The sequence below is a fragment of the Lacipirellula sp. genome (genome assembly GCF_965279485.1).
Classification (GTDB): Bacteria; Planctomycetota; Planctomycetia; order Pirellulales; family Lacipirellulaceae; genus Lacipirellula.
The window spans coordinates 976193-993209 of sequence record NZ_CBDIIC010000002.1; the positions used below are offsets into that span (position 1 = coordinate 976193).

At 60.7% G+C, this 17017-nt stretch carries 14 protein-coding genes and 1 tRNA gene; 9 read left to right on the forward strand and 6 right to left on the reverse strand.

Annotated features, from left to right (window positions below; all coding sequences use genetic code 11):
* Window positions 1-48: 48 nt before the first annotated feature.
* Complete coding sequence (locus tag ACQY7R_RS11480; protein ID WP_428305739.1) at window positions 49-870, forward strand: SDR family NAD(P)-dependent oxidoreductase; 822 nt, start codon at window positions 49-51, stop codon at window positions 868-870.
* A gap of 154 nt (window positions 871-1024) precedes the next feature.
* Here ACQY7R_RS11480 and ACQY7R_RS11485 read toward each other — a convergent pair whose 3' ends face one another.
* Window positions 1025-1438: an Hpt domain-containing protein gene (locus ACQY7R_RS11485; protein WP_428305740.1), complete on the reverse strand. Its 414-nt coding sequence runs from the start codon at window positions 1436-1438 to the stop codon at window positions 1025-1027.
* Between the two features lie 233 nt (window positions 1439-1671).
* On the opposite strand from ACQY7R_RS11485, the gene ACQY7R_RS11490 reads away from it, so the two are divergent.
* Window positions 1672-1744 (forward strand) — tRNA-Ala (locus tag ACQY7R_RS11490).
* An 852-nt stretch (window positions 1745-2596) separates the two neighbouring features.
* Here ACQY7R_RS11490 and ACQY7R_RS11495 read toward each other — a convergent pair.
* On the reverse strand, window positions 2597-3727 hold the full coding sequence (locus tag ACQY7R_RS11495; protein WP_428305741.1) for a formylglycine-generating enzyme family protein: 1131 nt from the start codon (window positions 3725-3727) through the stop codon (window positions 2597-2599).
* A gap of 232 nt (window positions 3728-3959) precedes the next feature.
* Window positions 3960-4721, reverse strand: coding sequence for a hypothetical protein (locus tag ACQY7R_RS11500; RefSeq protein ID WP_428305742.1), 762 nt, complete (start codon window positions 4719-4721; stop codon window positions 3960-3962).
* 747 nt (window positions 4722-5468) lie between these two features.
* Between ACQY7R_RS11500 and ACQY7R_RS11505 the strand changes: the two genes are divergently transcribed.
* The gene (locus tag ACQY7R_RS11505; protein ID WP_428305743.1) at window positions 5469-5678 is read left to right on the forward strand and encodes a hypothetical protein; all 210 of its coding nucleotides are present in this window, start codon (window positions 5469-5471) and stop codon (window positions 5676-5678) included.
* A gap of 82 nt (window positions 5679-5760) precedes the next feature.
* On the forward strand, window positions 5761-6231 hold the full coding sequence (locus tag ACQY7R_RS11510) for a hypothetical protein (RefSeq protein WP_428305744.1): 471 nt from the start codon (window positions 5761-5763) through the stop codon (window positions 6229-6231).
* Between the two features lie 40 nt (window positions 6232-6271).
* On the opposite strand, the gene ACQY7R_RS11515 is transcribed toward ACQY7R_RS11510, so the two are convergent.
* The 3 genes from ACQY7R_RS11515 to ACQY7R_RS11525 are packed head-to-tail and all read right to left on the reverse strand — an operon-like array spanning window position 6272 to window position 11217.
* Window positions 6272-7570: a hypothetical protein gene (locus ACQY7R_RS11515; RefSeq protein ID WP_428305745.1), complete on the reverse strand. Its 1299-nt coding sequence runs from the start codon at window positions 7568-7570 to the stop codon at window positions 6272-6274.
* Window positions 7571-7624: 54 nt separating this feature from the next.
* Window positions 7625-10588, reverse strand: a complete 2964-nt coding sequence (locus ACQY7R_RS11520; protein WP_428305746.1) for a protein kinase domain-containing protein — start codon at window positions 10586-10588, stop codon at window positions 7625-7627.
* Window positions 10585-11217: a sigma-70 family RNA polymerase sigma factor gene (locus ACQY7R_RS11525; protein ID WP_428305747.1), complete on the reverse strand. Its 633-nt coding sequence runs from the start codon at window positions 11215-11217 to the stop codon at window positions 10585-10587. The genes ACQY7R_RS11520 and ACQY7R_RS11525 overlap by 4 nt, the downstream gene beginning before the upstream one ends.
* A gap of 219 nt (window positions 11218-11436) precedes the next feature.
* Here ACQY7R_RS11525 and ACQY7R_RS11530 point away from each other — a divergent pair, with 219 nt between their 5' ends.
* The 5 genes from ACQY7R_RS11530 (at window position 11437) to ACQY7R_RS11550 (ending at window position 16959) form a co-directional block, all read left to right on the forward strand.
* Complete coding sequence (locus ACQY7R_RS11530) at window positions 11437-13131, forward strand: glycoside hydrolase family 9 protein (protein ID WP_428305748.1); 1695 nt, start codon at window positions 11437-11439, stop codon at window positions 13129-13131.
* Window positions 13132-13429: 298 nt separating this feature from the next.
* On the forward strand, window positions 13430-14440 hold the full coding sequence (locus ACQY7R_RS11535) for a LacI family DNA-binding transcriptional regulator (protein ID WP_428305749.1): 1011 nt from the start codon (window positions 13430-13432) through the stop codon (window positions 14438-14440).
* A 184-nt stretch (window positions 14441-14624) separates the two neighbouring features.
* Window positions 14625-15203 carry a PEP-CTERM sorting domain-containing protein gene (locus tag ACQY7R_RS11540; RefSeq protein ID WP_428305750.1) on the forward strand — a complete coding sequence of 193 codons (579 nt, stop codon included), beginning with the start codon at window positions 14625-14627 and terminating at the stop codon, window positions 15201-15203.
* A gap of 420 nt (window positions 15204-15623) precedes the next feature.
* Complete coding sequence (locus ACQY7R_RS11545) at window positions 15624-16418, forward strand: PEP-CTERM sorting domain-containing protein (RefSeq protein WP_428305751.1); 795 nt, start codon at window positions 15624-15626, stop codon at window positions 16416-16418.
* Between the two features lie 154 nt (window positions 16419-16572).
* Entirely contained in the window at window positions 16573-16959 is a 387-nt protein-coding gene (locus ACQY7R_RS11550) for a hypothetical protein (RefSeq protein ID WP_428305752.1), read from the forward strand.
* Window positions 16960-17017: the final 58 nt, after the last annotated feature.

A 17017-nucleotide genomic window follows, 5' to 3' on the forward strand; every position in this document is an offset into this window, starting at 1 on the left:
ATTAACTACTAGTACGTCTTCACTCGTCAGCATCGAAAGATATCAATCATGTCCAACAACGGCAGAGCCTTCCGGCTCGACGGACGCGTCGCCCTCGTCACCGGCAGCACTCGCGGCCTCGGTAAGCAAATCGCGTTGTCGCTGGCCCAAGCCGGCGCCAAGGTGGCGATGAACTACGCCAACGACCACAGCACGGCGATGGCCGCATTCGCCGATCTGCAATCGGTCTCGCAAGAATCGTGCATTGTCCGCGGCGACGTCACCGACGCGGCGAGCGTCGACCGTATGTGCCAGGAAGTCGCCGACACGCTTGGGCCGATCGACATCCTCGTGATCAACGCGACGTGCGCTCAACCGGAGCTGCCGTTTGAAGAGTACGAGTGGGACTTCTTCCAAACGATGCTCGATTTCTTCGTGAAGAGCCCGGTACTGTTGATGAAGTCGTGCCTGCCGCACATGAAAGAGCAGCAGTGGGGCCGCGTCATTCACATCACCAGCGAAGTTCTCGCGCTCGCTTCGTCACCGTTCAGCGCTTACGTCGCTGCCAAGGGCGGCCAGACGGGCCTCGCGCTCAGCACCGCTCGCGAACTCGCCGGCTCGGGCATCACGGTCAACATGATCGCTCCGGGTTGGATCCCCGTGGAACGGCATGCTCACTATTCGAAGGAGCAGATGAACGGGTACCTCGAAAACGTCCCCGCTGGCCGCATGGGAACCCCTGACGACGTCTCGCCGACGGTCATTTACCTCGCCAGCGAAGAGTCGCGGTTTGTCACCGGCCAAACGCTTTCGGTCAACGGCGGCAACACGGTGCTGAAGAGCGTCCTCAGCGAGAGCGGTTACATGTTCAGCGGGAACGTGAGCGAGTAGCAAGCAAGTTTACGCGTCGCGATCGATCAAGTTTCTGAGAAGAGGCGGCAAACGATGAACGGGCAGCCACAGGCGAGCGAAGGCGAGCAACAATTGCCCACGCGTAAATTGACGCGCTGTCTTGAGAATCATGTGAGCACGGCGGCTGCAGGAGCTACTGCGATTGCTGATGCTCTGCCAGCGCTCGACGCAATTGCGCGCCTGCTTGCTCCAGCGTCGGGAGGGCGGCGTGCACCGTTGCCCACTCTTGTCGTCGCGACGCCTCTTCAATCGTAAAGGCCGCATCGACCGCCAACAGGCCGTCGAAGTTCGCCGCTAGGCCCTTCAAACTATGCGCGGCTCGCTCAGCCGTTGCTGCCTCTTGCTTCTCGACCGCGCCGCGCAGCCGCGCCTCGAGTTCAACGCTGTCCTCTAAGTAGACGGCGATCAACATCCCAAGCAGATCACCGTCGCCATCGAGCCGCTCCAGCGCCGCCCGCAGGTTGCAAACGCGATTAGCAGCCGCCTCGGCGTGGAAATTCGACGCCCCTTTGCCGCCCGCAGCGGCCCCTGATGATTCCGATTGCATCGATTGCTCTGTTCCGGAGGAGCGTGGTGGCGTCGCGTTCCCATTGTGGGGCATCCCGCCGCACGATGCAATTCGCACCGGCGATTCGGCGTCGGCGCGGCGTCATACCGAACCGCTCGCGATATATACGGGCGTTTTCTCGCGTGAACGATGCGACTTTGCAAAGCGCCGAAAGCATCGTAGAATCGTGAGTCTCGCCCCGGCCTAGCGGCGGCGAGCATGTCGTTCGCGACGGGGCCATAGCTCAATTGGGAGAGCGCTGCTTTTGCAAGGCAGAGGTTAGGGGTTCGATCCCCCTTGGCTCCACTTCTTGTAAGTTCCGCCGAAACAAGAGTTGCTGTTACCTGTCGACGTTCGGCAGTGCGGCGTTTCCCTTAGGCGCAAAACGGTGCGTGCCGTTTTTGCGTCCGAACGATGGGAGACTCGCCCCATGCCCCCGTCTCGTTGACGCACTTCCCAAGCACCGCAAGCACAAAGCTTCCGGCCAAGCCGCCGTCACCCTCAACGGCCGCGATTACTACCACGGCACGAGCGCGAACAACGCGTCCTAAGATCGACTAGTCGCCGAGTAGTTGATCCAAGGCCCCGCCGACGCCGACGGTCGAGGCCATCATCGTTACGGTGCTCTGTGGCCGCTATCTTCCTTCCCTTCGCCAAGGCCTACTACCTCAAGAATGGCCAATGCACCGGCGCCACGCCGGCCATCAAGTCGGCGAGGCTCTGTGATCGTCCTAGTACGAATCTGCACGTCTTCGATTCTCATGCAACGTTCCGAAGAGGTGGAGCTTAGTCATTAACGGTTAGAAGCCCGCGGCCAGCGGCCTCGGCCTGACGCTCTCAATTTAGTCTCAGCGGTCGCAAAATCGAACCACGACCGCAGATACCGAATTGAGCGGCTCTACGAAAACGCCTGCACTCTCGGCTAGTGGCTGAGAATGCGGGCGGATTAGTGGGTGGGCTAACTGGCGACCTTAGTCGGTAAGGGGCGAGCAAATTGGCAAGCGATCGGTCTGGGCGAATCGCTTGGCTGATCTTTGACAATTCACTCGTCCCGCAGACCTAGCGAATCTGGGGAGCGCTCTTTTCTCGCGAGCCGGCGGAGTGCTCGCCGATTCTCGCCCCCCCTGACGTTGGGCTAAGTGGAACATCTCGCGGCTACTAGCGGCGGGATTGAAAGCTAGGCGGGGCAGACACTCCTAGTGTTTGCGGCCGACGAGCATTGCGCCTGCAGCATGAGCAGAACAACGCACTTGCGAATAAACCAAGGACTGCCGCTCCCGGCTCTGGGACGAATGCCACGCGAAATCCAACTGAACTGGATTCCTCTGCAGGTGAAGTGCGACTGTTGAATCGCTCAGATGAGAGCAGCTTCTCTGCGAGGTTGGCGTAGGAACCGCCACGCACTCCCCTATACGCTCCGTCGATCACGGCTTCATTCCACTCGTAAACATTCCCTCCTTGATCGAAGGTGCCGTAGGGGCTCGCTGCAAAGGTGTACGCACCGACGTTGCTTAAATAATTTTGACTGCTGTTGGAGGATGTCGTTCCAGTGACTGCATGTCCGTCGTTATAACCATTCGCCAGGCCGTCTGTTGCATAAAAATTAGCAGTGTTCGACGGCGTCGGCGCTCCGATGCCAGGCGGCTGATCCGAATACGGTTCACTGTTGGTCCTAGTCGGATAGTCCCAATAGTCATCGGAGTCGCCTCCCAGTGCCGCTGGTTGGTGGTACGCGGCTTTGTACCACTCGTTTTCCGAAGTAATGAACCATCGAGCTTCAGCACTGCGCGACACTGCGATTAACGCACTATTAGAAGTTGCGCCGTTCAACGTGTAGGCCCCAGTTTCAGTGGTGCTGGGACCTTGGGCACCTACGGGCTGCCCGTTATCAAGCCAATTTGAGAAACGGGCAGCGTCACCCCAACTCACGTAAGTGATCGGTTTATTTGCCGATCCAATCACGCTGTAGCTGTAGCTGCCCGCAGCACCATTCCGCGCGATCCCAGCGATTCGAAGATTCGTAGCCATTGATGGGTTATAGAGCGAGTAAGTATCCGTTTGCGCCACGGCATTCAGAAACTCGGTGTATTGTCCCACAGTTACCTCGAACTTGCCGATGCGGTATGCATAGCTAACGCCACCGTATCCAGTTGCACTATCGGGAGAATTCCCCACATTGCCGATGGCAACAGTATCGAGTTTAACCGCCCATGAGCTTGCACAACTGAACGTTATCGCAGTGACAGTAAGAGCTGACCATCCGACAGCACTGAATCTAAGACTGATCATTAGCGATGCTCCTAGTTAGAAAAAAGTCTTTAATGGTAATAGCTAGATCGACTGCGAGTGCTTAAGGCACATCCTGAAGTGCGCGCTGTTTCAAAGCGCACCCGATGCTCATTTGAGGTCCGTTTTTGTGATGAAAACGGCGGAGGAACGACGTTTCGCAGTTTCGCCGCTGCTCGCCTCTGCGTCTTCCGAAAGCGAGACCGTCAGCCGCCGCAGGCAGGCGGCGGGGTTACTAGCGACGGCGGAGAGTCGCGAGCGCGAGCATCCCCGCGCTGGCCAAGGTGAGCGACATCGGCTCAGGCACTACAGCCGTCACGTAACGTGGCGCTGACTCACTATTCTGCGTCAGGACCAATCGAAATCTATGAGTTGGATTGGTCGTCGGAGCAGGAATGTTCCCCAATTGCATGTAGTTCTGCGAGGTAGCGCGAATCCCGATCTCCCGTTGCTGCTCCCCAGGTGTGAAAAGCACCTTCAACGGCTTAATGGATCCATTGAAGGTGAGAAATTCCACAGGTCCTCCAGTAATGCGCAGGCCGTTTCCGCCGCTGACAACGTTGAAGACGGCAGGGACGATGGCATTGGGCGCCGGTGACGATATCCCTGGTGTTGCAGGAAATGTCGATAGCTGCGCCGTCGTGATGTTGAAACTATGTAATTGCGTCGCCGCGCCGGGAGGAAGATCCCAAGCATCGTTCACTGTCCATTTCCCGGCAAAGCGTGAAGTAAGTTCCGAAGCTGTGAGATTGTCAACTTCGTAGAGTCGCCGAGTAGGCGTCGACTCGAATACGGTCCCGTCCGGCGCGGTGAGCGACACGCCGAGCGTAAAACCGAAGGCCGATGCGTTTAGTCGGTACGACCAGATCGAGCCTGCTTGCCGCGTAACGCCAATATAAACGGGCTGCTGAAGCGTCTGGGCTGAAACGCTAGCTCCGCCAACAGTGAATGCGACGGCGATAGTCCAAATGGCAATGGCGCCAATGGTCCGATTCATGAGCCTTCTCCGTTCCAGAGTTGAAAAGTCGTCTCCCCGTTCCGGCAGGGAGGACGGCTTCAGGGTAGCGAGGGCTAAGTCGCCACGCAAATAGATATCCAGAATCCCCGCGATTGGCTGCAGACCAACCGGGACCGAATCAGCCCGTTTCCGTTGGCGTCGAGCGGCGGCGACCGCCGAAGCCCCAATTCTGCGTGGCGGCTGTGCGAGACGTTCCGAGATCCGGCCGTCTGACCTGTTGCTCATTCGCCAGCTGTCCGCGAGAGATGGGAGAGCGACCCCGCCAAAGGCGCCGCCATCGTCCAGGATGTCGTGGTGTCCGCCATGGAGTCGCAGAAGCCCCGCCTGACGATCGCAGCTGTGCGGGTGCTAATCGACCGTGAAGGCTGGGCAAGGCGGCTTCGACGCGCTGAGGCGGCGTCAGCGGCGGTAGGGCAGGGCACTACCGTTTAACGCATCGGGTCAGCGGTTCATTTTCCAAAACGTCTACCGCCTTGCGCCGGAACTCGTACCGCAATTCACGACAAATCGTGGTTGCGTCCGCATGAGTTTGCAATGGTGGCTTCGCGAGCGTACCATTCGGTAATCACAGAGGGAAACAGCTGAAACCCTCTTGTTTCGGTCTGCTTTTGCAAGGCAGAGGTTAGGGGTTCGATCCCCCTTGGCTTCACTTCTTCTCGTTCGCATGGAATCGGTGGTTGTAGCCGTCGTCTCCAAGCTGATTCATCAGGTAACGGCGTCAGTCAGATGAATTCTTCCAACTGCGACAAATGCGGCGGCAGTGATCTGCATGAGGGAACGGTCGACGCGTTTCAGCTGATCGTCTTCCGCCCCATCGGACCTAACGAGTATCTCCCCAAATCAGTGACGGTCCTGGCCCGCCTGTGCGCTGATTGCGGCGCCATCACGCTCGCTGCAGACGCCGCCTCGTTGAAGGCGTTTCATTTGCAGCCCTAGCCCCCGTGGCACGCCATTCGCTCAAGGCAGCAGCAGCAGTCCACTCGACGCCTGCCGACAATCCTCGAATTGGAGCGATGCAATGAGCCTTCTGGTCGATTTCGTGGCGCGCACCCTGCAAACCGCAGTCCCGGCTACTGCTGCGACGACAGCCGCTGTGGCGGCTTGCGGCGCGCTGGAGAACGATAGCAGCGCCGCCCCCATCAACGCAGTGAGCCACATCGCGTGGGGCGACGAAGCGGCGGAACATGATGAACTTTCCGCAAAATACACGCTCACCGGCGCGGCGTTGAATGCGGTGGCGATCACATCTTGGGCGGCCGTGTACGAACTCGGCTTCGGCCGGGCCGCGCGACGCGGGAACGTATCACGGGCGCTCTTGGGCGGCGTTGCAACGGCCGCAGCAGCCTACGTCGTCGATTATTACGTCGTACCGCGACGGCTCACGCCAGGATTTGAGAAACGACTCACGCCACCATCGATGGTCGCGGCATATGCGGCGCTCGCCGCTAGTTTGCCGCTGGCGTCGCTGCTGCATTCCAAGCGACGCTGAGTGGAATGCAGTACGCTTCGCCAGCGAACGCTACCGCCAGCTATTGCTGACGATGGGTGGCTGCCGGTAGCTTTGCCTCGCCACGGCGACGCCAGACTTTCCGTAGCGGGACGAACGTCACCGCAACCGCGGCGCCGAGGCCGAGCATGCGACGATCGCGGTGTTCCACGGAAGCCGCGTGCGCATCCGCCGAGGTAAGCGAATCGTCGGCTCCCCATTCAGCGAAAGCGGCGTCGTGATCAGCGCCCTCGCTGTGAGAAGTCCCATTCAAAGCCGGCGCGGCGGCTACGTCGTCGCCATTTAGGCTGGAAAGCTCGATCGCTTCCAAGAAGTCGACGACTTCAGCTGGGAGGACCGCTTCTTCAGCAACTGCCGACTCCTGGGCGACGGCTGGCCCGACCGGTGCATCATCGTCACCAGCCGCGAGCTGCTCGCGCTTGTTGAAAGACGCTGGCGACAGCGCCTTCAGGGAGACGAAGTTGATTTCACCGCGATCGCTCGCGGGAGCGTCGACCTCGGACTTCTCAGCAAGATGCAACGTCTCGCTCGTGGCGTCCGCCACTTCGTAGACCACGGCGCGACCGCGCAGGCCTTCGCTGCGAATCGCATCTTCGCCTCGCGCTTCGGCGCCGCTGCTCAGCTCTTCGAGTCTCGACTTTGCCCGCGCGATGCTCTCTGCTCCATGTCCGTTCGAGAGTGTGAGCCCCGTCGGCGCCACGAACGGCGTCAGCGCGATCTGCCCGCCTTCATTGGCGCCATGACTCGGCTGCTCCGACGGCGTCGGGGTTGGAATGACGGAGAGATCGCTATTAATAGACGGCGACGACAACTCCGGCGACTGCAGCGTGAGGTTATAGTCGCCGTCAGTCGTCAGACCGGGAACGTCGAAGCCCTTGTTGTTGGAAACCGACGCCTCGCCGAGCGAGGTCAACGTGCCGCCGAAAAAGTTATTTGAAAAATCTGATAGAGCACCATCCTCGATGCGTGCACGGACGACGCTGATGAACGCTTCCGCACGGACGGTGACCGTGCCGGTCGAACTAAGGACGAATGTTTGGTCGCGGAGGTCTTTGAAACCTTCGGCGTTGAGCGTGCCGGCGAAGTTCTCGCTGGCGGCGACTGTGCTGAAGTCGAAGGACAGGGAGATTAACCCGCCATCGGTCGACGCGAGCTGCTCGCTTCCATCGAACTCAGTCTTCAGGTCGCCGGCGTTCGTCGACAGCGCAATCCGCGATTCGCAACGTTCGAAACGCAACTGACGGCGCGGCGACGCGACGTTCCGCGCGTTGTTGACGCGAGAAGTCGAGGCAGAGCGAATCCATTTGAAAAGGCGACCCATATCGTATGGTCCGAAGCTGGTGACAGCGGCGACATCCTGTCTGACGGCGAATCGCTACGGCGACCCGCCGAGCGGCTGGCGAGGAGTCTCCAATTTAACCCAAATCGGGTGATCGTGCAAAAAAGCGAACGCGGCCTCATTTTTCAACGCGGCTAGATCGCTCCCTAGCTCCGCAGCTTGGCGGAGCGTTTCGAGCGTCGCGGTTTCCATGGCAGCGAGCTTGGCCGATAAATCTGCTGTTCGAGCATCGCCATCGTCACTTTCGCGCAACAGGCGAGCTGTCTCTGCTAGCTCGACCGCTACTTTACCAAGATGCTCGCCATCCTTCGGCCACAGTTGCCGGCGCTGCAGCGCGACGTCAGCAGCGTCCTGCAAGTGACCGGCCGCGCGGAGCGCTCGGGCATAGTTATAAAAGTGCTTGCTGAGGAATTCGCGATACTCGGCAATTTGTGGAGCGGCGTCGAACGCGATTTGCTGATGCTTGATCGACGTCTCGTACACGTGAAGCGATTCCTCCGCACGGCCCGACGATTCGATCGCCATCGCGCGGTTATTCAGCACCGCCCCCGCCAAGCTGCGGAACGTGAGTTCGCGCGGATAATCCTGAGCGAGTTGCAACGCGATCTCTTCCGAGGCGGCGAACGATTCGATAGCGCCGGAAAAGTCTTGTAGCTCCTGCTGAGCTTGGCCGAGGTTGTTGAGGAACACCGCCAAGTCGCGACGGTAGAGCACAACGGCGCCCGACTTCCGCGCCAGCTGCCGCTGCAAGTCGATCGCCTTGCGATAGGAGACGCAGGCCTGTTCCCAATCTTTGCGGTGACCGAGAATGGCGCCGAGATTGTTCTGGCAAAGCGCAAGGTCGCTGCGGAACGCGTCGCGCGAGTCGTTCTCGGCAACGAGCTGATCGAGCAGCGCGATCGCGCGCCGGCACGATGCTTCGGAGTGGCTCCAATCATCGCCGCGTTCGACGAAGCTGAGGTTGTTGAAGCCAATCGCCAGATCGTGCCGCAAATCGACGTCGTTTGGTTTCGTCTCGAGCAATTGGCCTAGCAAGCGGATTGTTGCGCTCAGCGATTTACGAGCGGCCGGCTTCTCGCCTAGTTGTCCCTGCAGCAAGCCCAGATTGCTGTAGGTTTCGGCGAGCGCTTGCTCGGGGGCGTCGGCGCCAGGCTCACGATCGGCGATCGCTTGCTGTAAGGCGACTGCCTTCGCGTAGGAATCAAGCGCCTCTTGCGATTCGCCGATCGCCGCCAACAGTAGGCCGAGGCTGTTGTAAGCCTTCGCCTGCCGTGCACGCAGCGATTGATCGTCGGGCGCTGCGGCAATGAGCTGATCAAACAGTGCGAGCGATTGCCGGCAAAACTGAAGCGCATCGTCGCGTTCGCCGAGAGCCTCGGCAATGACGGCGGCCTTGTTGTAAGCGCCCGCCATGTCGGAAGCGAGGAGCGCGTCGCCGTTCGCCCGCGCGATGAACTGCCGGTAATACTCAAGCGTGTCATTAAGCAAGTCGCGACGCAGCAGCTCGGCGCCCGGAATCCGCGCGAGGTCGTTCGCAACCGTGCCAAAGCGATCAACCATCTGCCGAGCTTGCTGGAAGTGTTCTTCCGCCCGTTGGCGGTTGGCCTCCGAGGCGGCTAACGCCTCCTTCGTACGGCGCTCGCCCTGCGCGATCATCAGTGCCGAAGTTGCGGAAACGCAGGTGAGGACCACGAGGAACGTCGCGGCCAAGGCCACCGACCTGCGATGCCGGAGCGCCCACTTGGCGGCACGGTCGGTGAGCGTCGGCCGGCGGGCTTCGGTAGGTTCGCCGTTCAAGAAGCGACGCAAGTCATCCGCCAGCGAGCGCGCCGTGGGGTAGCGTTCATCGCGCGACTTCGCGAGCGCCCTCAGTGCAATCGTCTCCAAGTCATACGGCACCGCAGGATTCAGACTGCGCGGCGAAATGGGCTCCACCGATTCAATTTGCTGCAAAATCTCCTGACGACCGCTGCCGACATGCGCGGGACGCAACGTCAGCAATTCGTACAGCGTGGCGCCGAGCGCGTAGACGTCGGTGCGGCAATCGACGAAGGCCGAGTTACCCGCCGCCTGCTCGGGGCTCATGTAGCGGATCGTGCCGACGATGTCGCCCGAAATCGTCACGCCCGAATCGGATTGAATTCGCGCGAGCCCGAAGTCAGTGATCCACAGCTTGCCGTTGCGGTCGAGCAGCAAATTCGACGGTTTGACGTCACGGTGAATAACGCCCAACTGGTGCGCGTGGTCGAGTGCGTCGGCCGCCTGCAGCATCAAGCGGGCGACGCTGTGGCAGTAGGTGCGGCTATGAGTCGACACCCGCGTCGAGAAAGCCGAATCGATCGCTGTCTCGCGTTCTCGCTCCGCAGCTTTCATCACCGCCTCGGCATGCGACAGCGAAACCGTCGGATCGCTCGGCGTCGCGTAGCCGCGCAAGTCATCAATGGCGTGCTCCAGCGACTGCCCGGCGATGAACTGCATCGCAAAGTAGTGGACGCCACGCTCTTGGCCGACCGCGTGAACCGGCACGATGTTCGGATGATGAAGCTGAGCGGCCGCTTGCGCTTCGGTACGGAAGCGGGCGATCTGCCGCTCGTCGAGCATCGCTGCGAATGGCAGTACCTTCAGCGCGACCTGACGATTCAGCGACATCTGCCGTGCTTCGTAGACCACGCCCATGCCGCCACGGCCGACTTCGCGAATGATTTCGTAGTCGCCGAGCCGCTTGGGGCGCTGACCGCCCGTCATTACCTCGTCAGGCCGCGTTGCCCCAACGGGACGGAGGTTCGTCGTCATCTGGTGGAGGACTTGCAAGCTGTCGGCGTACGATCGCAACTCATCCGCGAGATCGGGATGCTCCGCCGCAAGCCGCTCGACATCGGGCGGCAGCCCCGTCGACTCAAGCTCGCTCATGTACTGATCGAGGATCGTCGCTAGCCGTTCGCTGTGGGCTTCTATCTGGGGGGAGACGATCGTTTCGTCTTCGTTGCCGCCGGCGGTCATACTACCCCCCGGGCGCCAAGCCGCTCGCGCAGTTGCTTCACCGCCCGCAGCCACAGCATTCGCACGGCGCCAGACGACCGTTCCATGCGGCGGGCAATTTCTTCGAAGGGCAACGCCTCGATGTGCCGCAGGACGATCACGTCGCGATAGTCGGCAGGCAGTTCGGCAAGCTGGTCGGCTAACACGAGCTCCACCTCGCGCCGATGAGCGCCGGCGCTCGGCGAAGAGCCGGGGTCGGGGATCACCGCTTCCAGCCGCGCGGTCGATTGCTCAAGGGCCGTGGCGAGTCGTTCCAAAGATACTTCGCGGCGAACATCGCGCTTCTCGGCGAGGACGTGCTGCTCGACGACGCGGCACAGGTTGTTGACCAAAATCTTTCGCAGCCAGGCGATGAACTCCGCCGAACTCTGTCCACGAAACTGGGGGAAGTCGCGGTGGGCTTCGAAAAATGTTTCCTGCACCACATCGGACGGACTCACCCGCACGCGAAGATTCTTCTCCAGCTGGGCGAGGACAAGGAGCTTTAGGTAGTTTGTGTAAAGTTGCAGCAATTCGCCCAACGACTCCACGGAACCCGTTTGGGCCGCGGTGAGCAGTTCGTCGGTTCTGGTTCGGCTGTGATGGGGCATAAATGGGCGCCATTCCTTTCAGTATGGAACTGGCCGCTTCGCTGGCGAATTGTCACCAGCTTTCGAACATTTTTCCGGATTGCCGAGAAACTGGGCGAATGGAGGGGTAGGGGGAGAGGCTTCGCCCCTATTTTGCCCCATTGCTCCCGTTCGATTATAAACGCCGTACGACTTTTCGCCCGCGCCCCGAAACTGACGCAATTCCCCGGGAAAAGCCCGATGCCTGGTCTCCGCTGGCTCTGTTCGACTTGGTGCCTGCTCGCCGTGTTGGCAGCCCACACGGCGGCCGATGACCAGGCCGCCCCGCCAACAGCTCCCTCAATCCGGCTCAACACCATTGGCTATTTGCCCGGCAAACCGATGGTCGCCACGATCGCTACTGCCACGGCGGATGGCGGCAAGTATCAGATCCGCCGACTCCACGACGGGGCCATGGTCTGGGAAGGTGATCTGCCGACGCCGAAGGCAAACGTCGATACCGACGAGAAACTCACAATTGCCGACTTCACGAAACTCGCTCCGGCGGCGGGTGAGTACGAAATCATCCTCGTCAACTCGGGCGAACGCACAAGATTCCGCGTCGCGGAGGATCTCTACCACGAGCCGTTCCGCGTGGCGACGCGGGCAATGTATTTGTGGCGCTGCGGGATGCCGGTCTCCGGCGATCATCAAGGCGCGCACTTCGAGCATGGCCCCTGCCACCTTGAGGACGCTTACCTCGACCATGTTGGCGGCGGCCATGTTCAGCGCGCGAGCGTTGGCGGCTGGCACGACGCCGGCGACTACAACAAGTACGTCGTTAACGCAGCCGCGACCGTGGGGATGATGTTCCGCGCTTGGGAAGATTTTGGGCCGGCAATCGAGCAGAACAAACTCGACATTCCGCCCACGGACCCCAAGCTGCCTGAGTTCCTTGCCGAGATCAAATGGGAACTCGATTGGCTACTGACGATGCAAGCCGACAATGGCTCGGTCTATCACAAGGTGAGCGCGCTGAACTTCGGCGGCCTGATCGCGTCGGATCGCGACAGCGATGCGCGCTACCTCGCCCCCTGGAGCAGCGCGGCGACCGCCGCGTTCACCGCGACGATGGCTCAGGCGGCGCGACTCTACAAGCCGTATGACGCGACGTTCGCAAAGCAATGCAGAGAGGCTGCACTCCGCAGTGCGAAGTTTTTACGGGAGCACCCTGAAGAGCATGAGGCCGACCAATCGGCGTTCAACACCGGCGGCTACCACGCCCCGGACGGAGACGATCGGCTCTGGGCCGCTGCGGAAGTATGGGAAACAACCGGTGATTCAGACGCTTTTGCCGACCTCGAAGAGCGCCTCGCCGCTCATCCCAACTTCGACGTCGATTGGGATTGGCAGCATCTTAAAAACCTCGGACTCATAACCTATCTCTTCTCCGAACGCGACGGGAGAAACCCTAAATTAGTCAAACAGTTGCGTAAGGGCCTCGTCGCAGCGGCCGATGAAACAGTCGCGGCAGCGGCGAATCACGGGTACGCACGGCCGTTCACGAAATACTACTGGGGATGCAACGGGACGGTTGCTCGACAGGCGATCGGACTCGAAGCCGCTTATCGACTCACCGGTAACGAAGCCTATCGCCACGCCACGCTCGATGGTCTCAATCATCTTTTCGGCCGCAACTGTTTTGGCCGTTCGTTCGTCACAGGCCTCGGCGGGCAGCCGCCGCTGTTTCCCCATGATCGGCAGTCGGCAGGCGACGCCGTGGCGTCACCTTGGCCGGGCTATCTCGTGGGCGGTCCCAACCCGAAGGCGACCGATTGGTCGGACGCAACTGAGGACTACCGGACCAACGAAATCGCGATCAATTGGAATGGAGCGTTAATCTACGCACTCGCCTCGCAATTGCCGCCGGTTGATGGCGCGGCGTCGCCACGTTGAACGGCTCAGCATCGCCTTCGCAGCCTGCTGCGCAAGGCCAATTCTTCGCTCTCCCTGCAAAACTTCCCGGCCCTTCTTCCGCCCGTTTGCAAAATCAACGAACGTGCTGGAAATAGAATTGACACCGGTGGCACATTCGAACAAATTGCCATCGGTGGCAGCTCATCTTTTTCGTCTTTTCTTCGGGTTTATTCACTGGAATACGCATAACCGGCCCCGCATATGCGACCGGTGGCATATAGTTGGCAAACTGACTTGCCAACTGAAACCCAGCGTCTTCCACAAGACCGTGACCAAGATGCCCGCAACGATTTACGACATCGCGCGCCAGGCTGGAGTTTCCAGCTCCACAGTCGCCCGCGTCCTGCGCGGCGACACCAAAGGCGATCGCAAGGATAGCGCCGAACGGGCGGCGCGCATCCGGCAAATTGCCGACAGCCTGGGCTACCGCCCCAACCTGCGGGCGCGAGCCTTCTCCGAGCAACGCACCAAGGGGGTTGGCCTGCTCTACACCGACGATGCTTGGGTGTTCGAAGGGGTCAACGACAAGGTGTTGCAGGGCCTCGTCCGCGAATTGCGGAAGCACGATCATCACCTCCTACTCGTCCCCGTCGACGAAGGGGGCGACTGGGAAGAACTGCTGCTCGGCGGGCACGTCGATGGTTGCGTCACGTTCCAGCCCCTTTCGGAGCCGGTACGTAACGGGATCCGCCAAGCTGCGCTCCCCTGCGTGCTGCTGGGCGACAACTCCGACTGCGATCTGCCGCACATCGTCGTCGACGACGTCGCCGGATCCTACTCCGCGGCTCGCCACCTCATCGCGCTCGGCCATCGCCGCATTGGGCTGTACGTTCACAACACGGTGAAGCCGCACTGCAGCATTCAAGAACGCTTCCAAGGTTTCGAAACCGCGATGACGGAAGAAGGGCTCGAACCCAACTTCTGGCATTGTTCGGAAGACGAAATGATCTCGGTCCTCACGCGCGGCGGCGCCCGGCCGACGGGACTGATTTGCTACAGCGATCTCGAGTCGACGCTCATCGGCCACGCGATGTGGCAGTACGGCCTAAAAATCCCTACCGACCTCAGCCTGATCGGCTTTAACGATAAGTTTGCGACCAAGTACATGACGCCACCGCTGACGACGGTCGGCTTCGACGCGAACCAAATCGGTACGCTTGGCGCCGAGTTGATCATCCGCAGCCTCACGAGCGACGGCTTGTCTGAAGATCAACCGCCAACGTCGATCCAAGTGAAAACTCAATTGATCGTGCGCGGCTCGACGGCCGCGCCGCCCAAGAACGCTTAAACCATTTTAACCGCGAGAACTATCGACCTTCTGTGAACTTACGTCCATTCGCGGACGCTCACTTTTCTGATAGATCAGCCTGAAGCGAACCTCTCTTCTTACTTCTCTTGAAAGGCGACTAATGATGCAGCGAAGCAAAATACCTGCGCATGTGATTGGCGCAACCCTGGTCGCATTGTTGTGCGTGACACGGCCTTCCCAGGCCGACATGTTGCTCTCTGGATTTGAAGGAGATCTCACGTCAACTGCGGGACCAGCCTGGGCGACGAATCTGACTCGCAGTTACACGCCGGTCGGAGCGACGCAGGGCGCGACGGCCCTACAGCTCACGCACGGCACTGGTTGGACGCAAGACTTCATCCTCGATGGCGGCGCTCTCGCCCCGCTGGTCGCGGCCAGCACGAAGTTCACGCTCGACGCGACAACGCCGGCCACCTCGGAATGGCGGCAGCTTTTCATCGTTGTGCAGGGCGCCGGACTCGGTTGGTCGCAACGCGGGCCGTGGGAACTACCAGCCGGCGTCACGACGCCGGTAACGCTTGACCTGCAAGCCGAAGGTTTTAATACGGCGGCCGCTGCGGGCGACAAATCGTGGTGGCAGATCGTGCTGATCGTCCAAGGGGGCGACACGGGCGCTCCGTCGCAAATCACCACGACGATTGACAACATTCGTTTGAACCCTGTGCCAGAACCGGCGACTGTCGGTTTGGCGCTTGGCGGAATGATCGGCTTGGCGCTCGTTCGGCGACGCCGCGATTCGTAGGAATCGTTCGCAGGCGGCGCCATCGGCTACGAGCCGATGGTTCCGAGTTGCGAGCCGCGCGACGCCGGCCTGCCCTGCGCCTTGGGGGGCAGTGGGGCAGGTCGGCCGCGGGGCGACAGCAGCTTTTCGAATTCTTTTCAACGGGTCTGAAGCATTGGTCTGAACGATCGGCCGGCGCCGCACGAATCGCGGCGCCGAAGCCATCGACGAGAGTCGCATGACCATGGATGTGTGGTCCATGAGTCGCGTCAAACCGGGCAGCGCGGCCGTGTGATTCAGTCACCTATACCTCGATTTTAGGAAAAGGGCGTGGAAATGAACCGCAACACTCTTCGATCCAGCAGACGCCTGGCCGGTTGCATCGCACTCTCGGCGGCAGGCTTGCTTTGCCAACCGTTGACGCTCAGGGCAGACACCCTATTGTCAAGTTTTGAGGGCAACCTCAGTTCCTCCGTCGGAGCTGATTGGGAACTGGTCGACACTGATGATCAAACTCCCGACAATCAACTGTGGACGGCGCAGTACGTTACCACTGGGGTAACTCAGGGTACGTTCGCTCTCGAACTCACCCATCCGATCGATGCGTGGCAAGTTGGCTTCCGCTTGAACTCAGGCGCACTCGCGCCGCTCGTCGCCGCAAGTAGCAAGCTGGAGTTTGACGTCACTGCCAGCCCCGATGCGACCTGGCGCGGCATCTGGATCGTCATGCAAGGCGACGGACTGAGTTGGTCGCAAGCGAAACAAGTTGACGCCGTGCCAGGCCAGACAATTCATGCTTCGATCGACCTGACGCTGCCCGATTCGGCCGACCCCACCAAAAACTGGAAAGCGGCCGCGGCCGCGAGCCCCGGCACTTGGTGGCAGATTGTCGTCGCGATGATGGGGGGCGACGCAGCCTCGCCGGAGACGACGACGACATTCGACAACTTCAAATTCACCTCCGCAGCCCCAACCTTGCCTGCTGATTTCGATCTCGACGGCGACGTCGACGGCAACGATCTCGCGACCTGGAAAACGGCGTTCGGCACGACCAACGGCGGCGACGCGAACAAAGACGGCGTCACCGACGGCGCCGACTTCCTCATCTGGCAGCGCCAATACGCGCCGCCGGTTGCAACGGTCTCCGCGGTTCCTGAACCGACGGCGCTCGCACTCGTCGGCACGGCAACAGCGGCTGGCCTCGGAATCTTTCGGTCGCGCCGCCAACGACAGTAGCCTCGTCACTGCCACCGCCGACGGCCTTGTCGATCCGCCAACTCCGGATGGGAATCAATTGATGCGTAGCTCAAACTCAAGAACGGCAGGATCAGAAGGCCGTCGGCTGCCGAGCGCTTGCGGATGGCTTCTTGGGTCCATTGCAGTCGTCGCCGTGACGTTGCTCGCTGGTTGTGCGGAGTCGACGCCGTACGGAGTCATCCCTGTCAGCGGGAAGATCGTCTACGACGACGGCTCGGTGATCCCAGCTGAAGAGATGATTTTGTCGTTTCGGTCGATGGAAGCGCCGCTCGACACGAAGACTCATCCACGCACCGGAATGTGTCGCGTCAACATCGCCGACGGCACGTTCGACTCGGTGACGACCTACGCGCACGCCGACGGCGCCATCCAAGGCAAGCATAAAGTCAGCATCGCAGTGAGGGCGGGCGGCGATAAAGCGGTGGTCCCCAAGAGCTACACGAGCGAACTCACAACGCCCCTCGAGATCGATACCGCCGAAGCTCCGCTGACGCTCAAAGTGGCGAAACCGACGAGTTGAGTTCCACTCGCAACGAATTTATTCCAGCGATGATCGCTGTTTACTGATCTGCCTGAGG

What these genes read in the sequence shown, in the direction of transcription:
- ACQY7R_RS11480 (WP_428305739.1), top strand. Translation starts at nt 49, where the DNA reads ATGTCCAACAACGGCAGAGCCTTCCGGCTCGACGGACGCGTCGCCCTC.
- ACQY7R_RS11485 (WP_428305740.1), bottom strand. Translation starts at nt 1,438, where the DNA reads ATGCAATCGGAATCATCAGGGGCCGCTGCGGGCGGCAAAGGGGCGTCG.
- ACQY7R_RS11495 (WP_428305741.1), bottom strand. Translation starts at nt 3,727, where the DNA reads ATGATCAGTCTTAGATTCAGTGCTGTCGGATGGTCAGCTCTTACTGTC.
- ACQY7R_RS11500 (WP_428305742.1), bottom strand. Translation starts at nt 4,721, where the DNA reads ATGAATCGGACCATTGGCGCCATTGCCATTTGGACTATCGCCGTCGCA.
- ACQY7R_RS11505 (WP_428305743.1), top strand. Translation starts at nt 5,469, where the DNA reads ATGAATTCTTCCAACTGCGACAAATGCGGCGGCAGTGATCTGCATGAG.
- ACQY7R_RS11510 (WP_428305744.1), top strand. Translation starts at nt 5,761, where the DNA reads ATGAGCCTTCTGGTCGATTTCGTGGCGCGCACCCTGCAAACCGCAGTC.
- ACQY7R_RS11515 (WP_428305745.1), bottom strand. Translation starts at nt 7,570, where the DNA reads ATGGGTCGCCTTTTCAAATGGATTCGCTCTGCCTCGACTTCTCGCGTC.
- ACQY7R_RS11520 (WP_428305746.1), bottom strand. Translation starts at nt 10,588, where the DNA reads ATGACCGCCGGCGGCAACGAAGACGAAACGATCGTCTCCCCCCAGATA.
- ACQY7R_RS11525 (WP_428305747.1), bottom strand. Translation starts at nt 11,217, where the DNA reads ATGCCCCATCACAGCCGAACCAGAACCGACGAACTGCTCACCGCGGCC.
- ACQY7R_RS11530 (WP_428305748.1), top strand. Translation starts at nt 11,437, where the DNA reads ATGCCTGGTCTCCGCTGGCTCTGTTCGACTTGGTGCCTGCTCGCCGTG.
- ACQY7R_RS11535 (WP_428305749.1), top strand. Translation starts at nt 13,430, where the DNA reads ATGCCCGCAACGATTTACGACATCGCGCGCCAGGCTGGAGTTTCCAGC.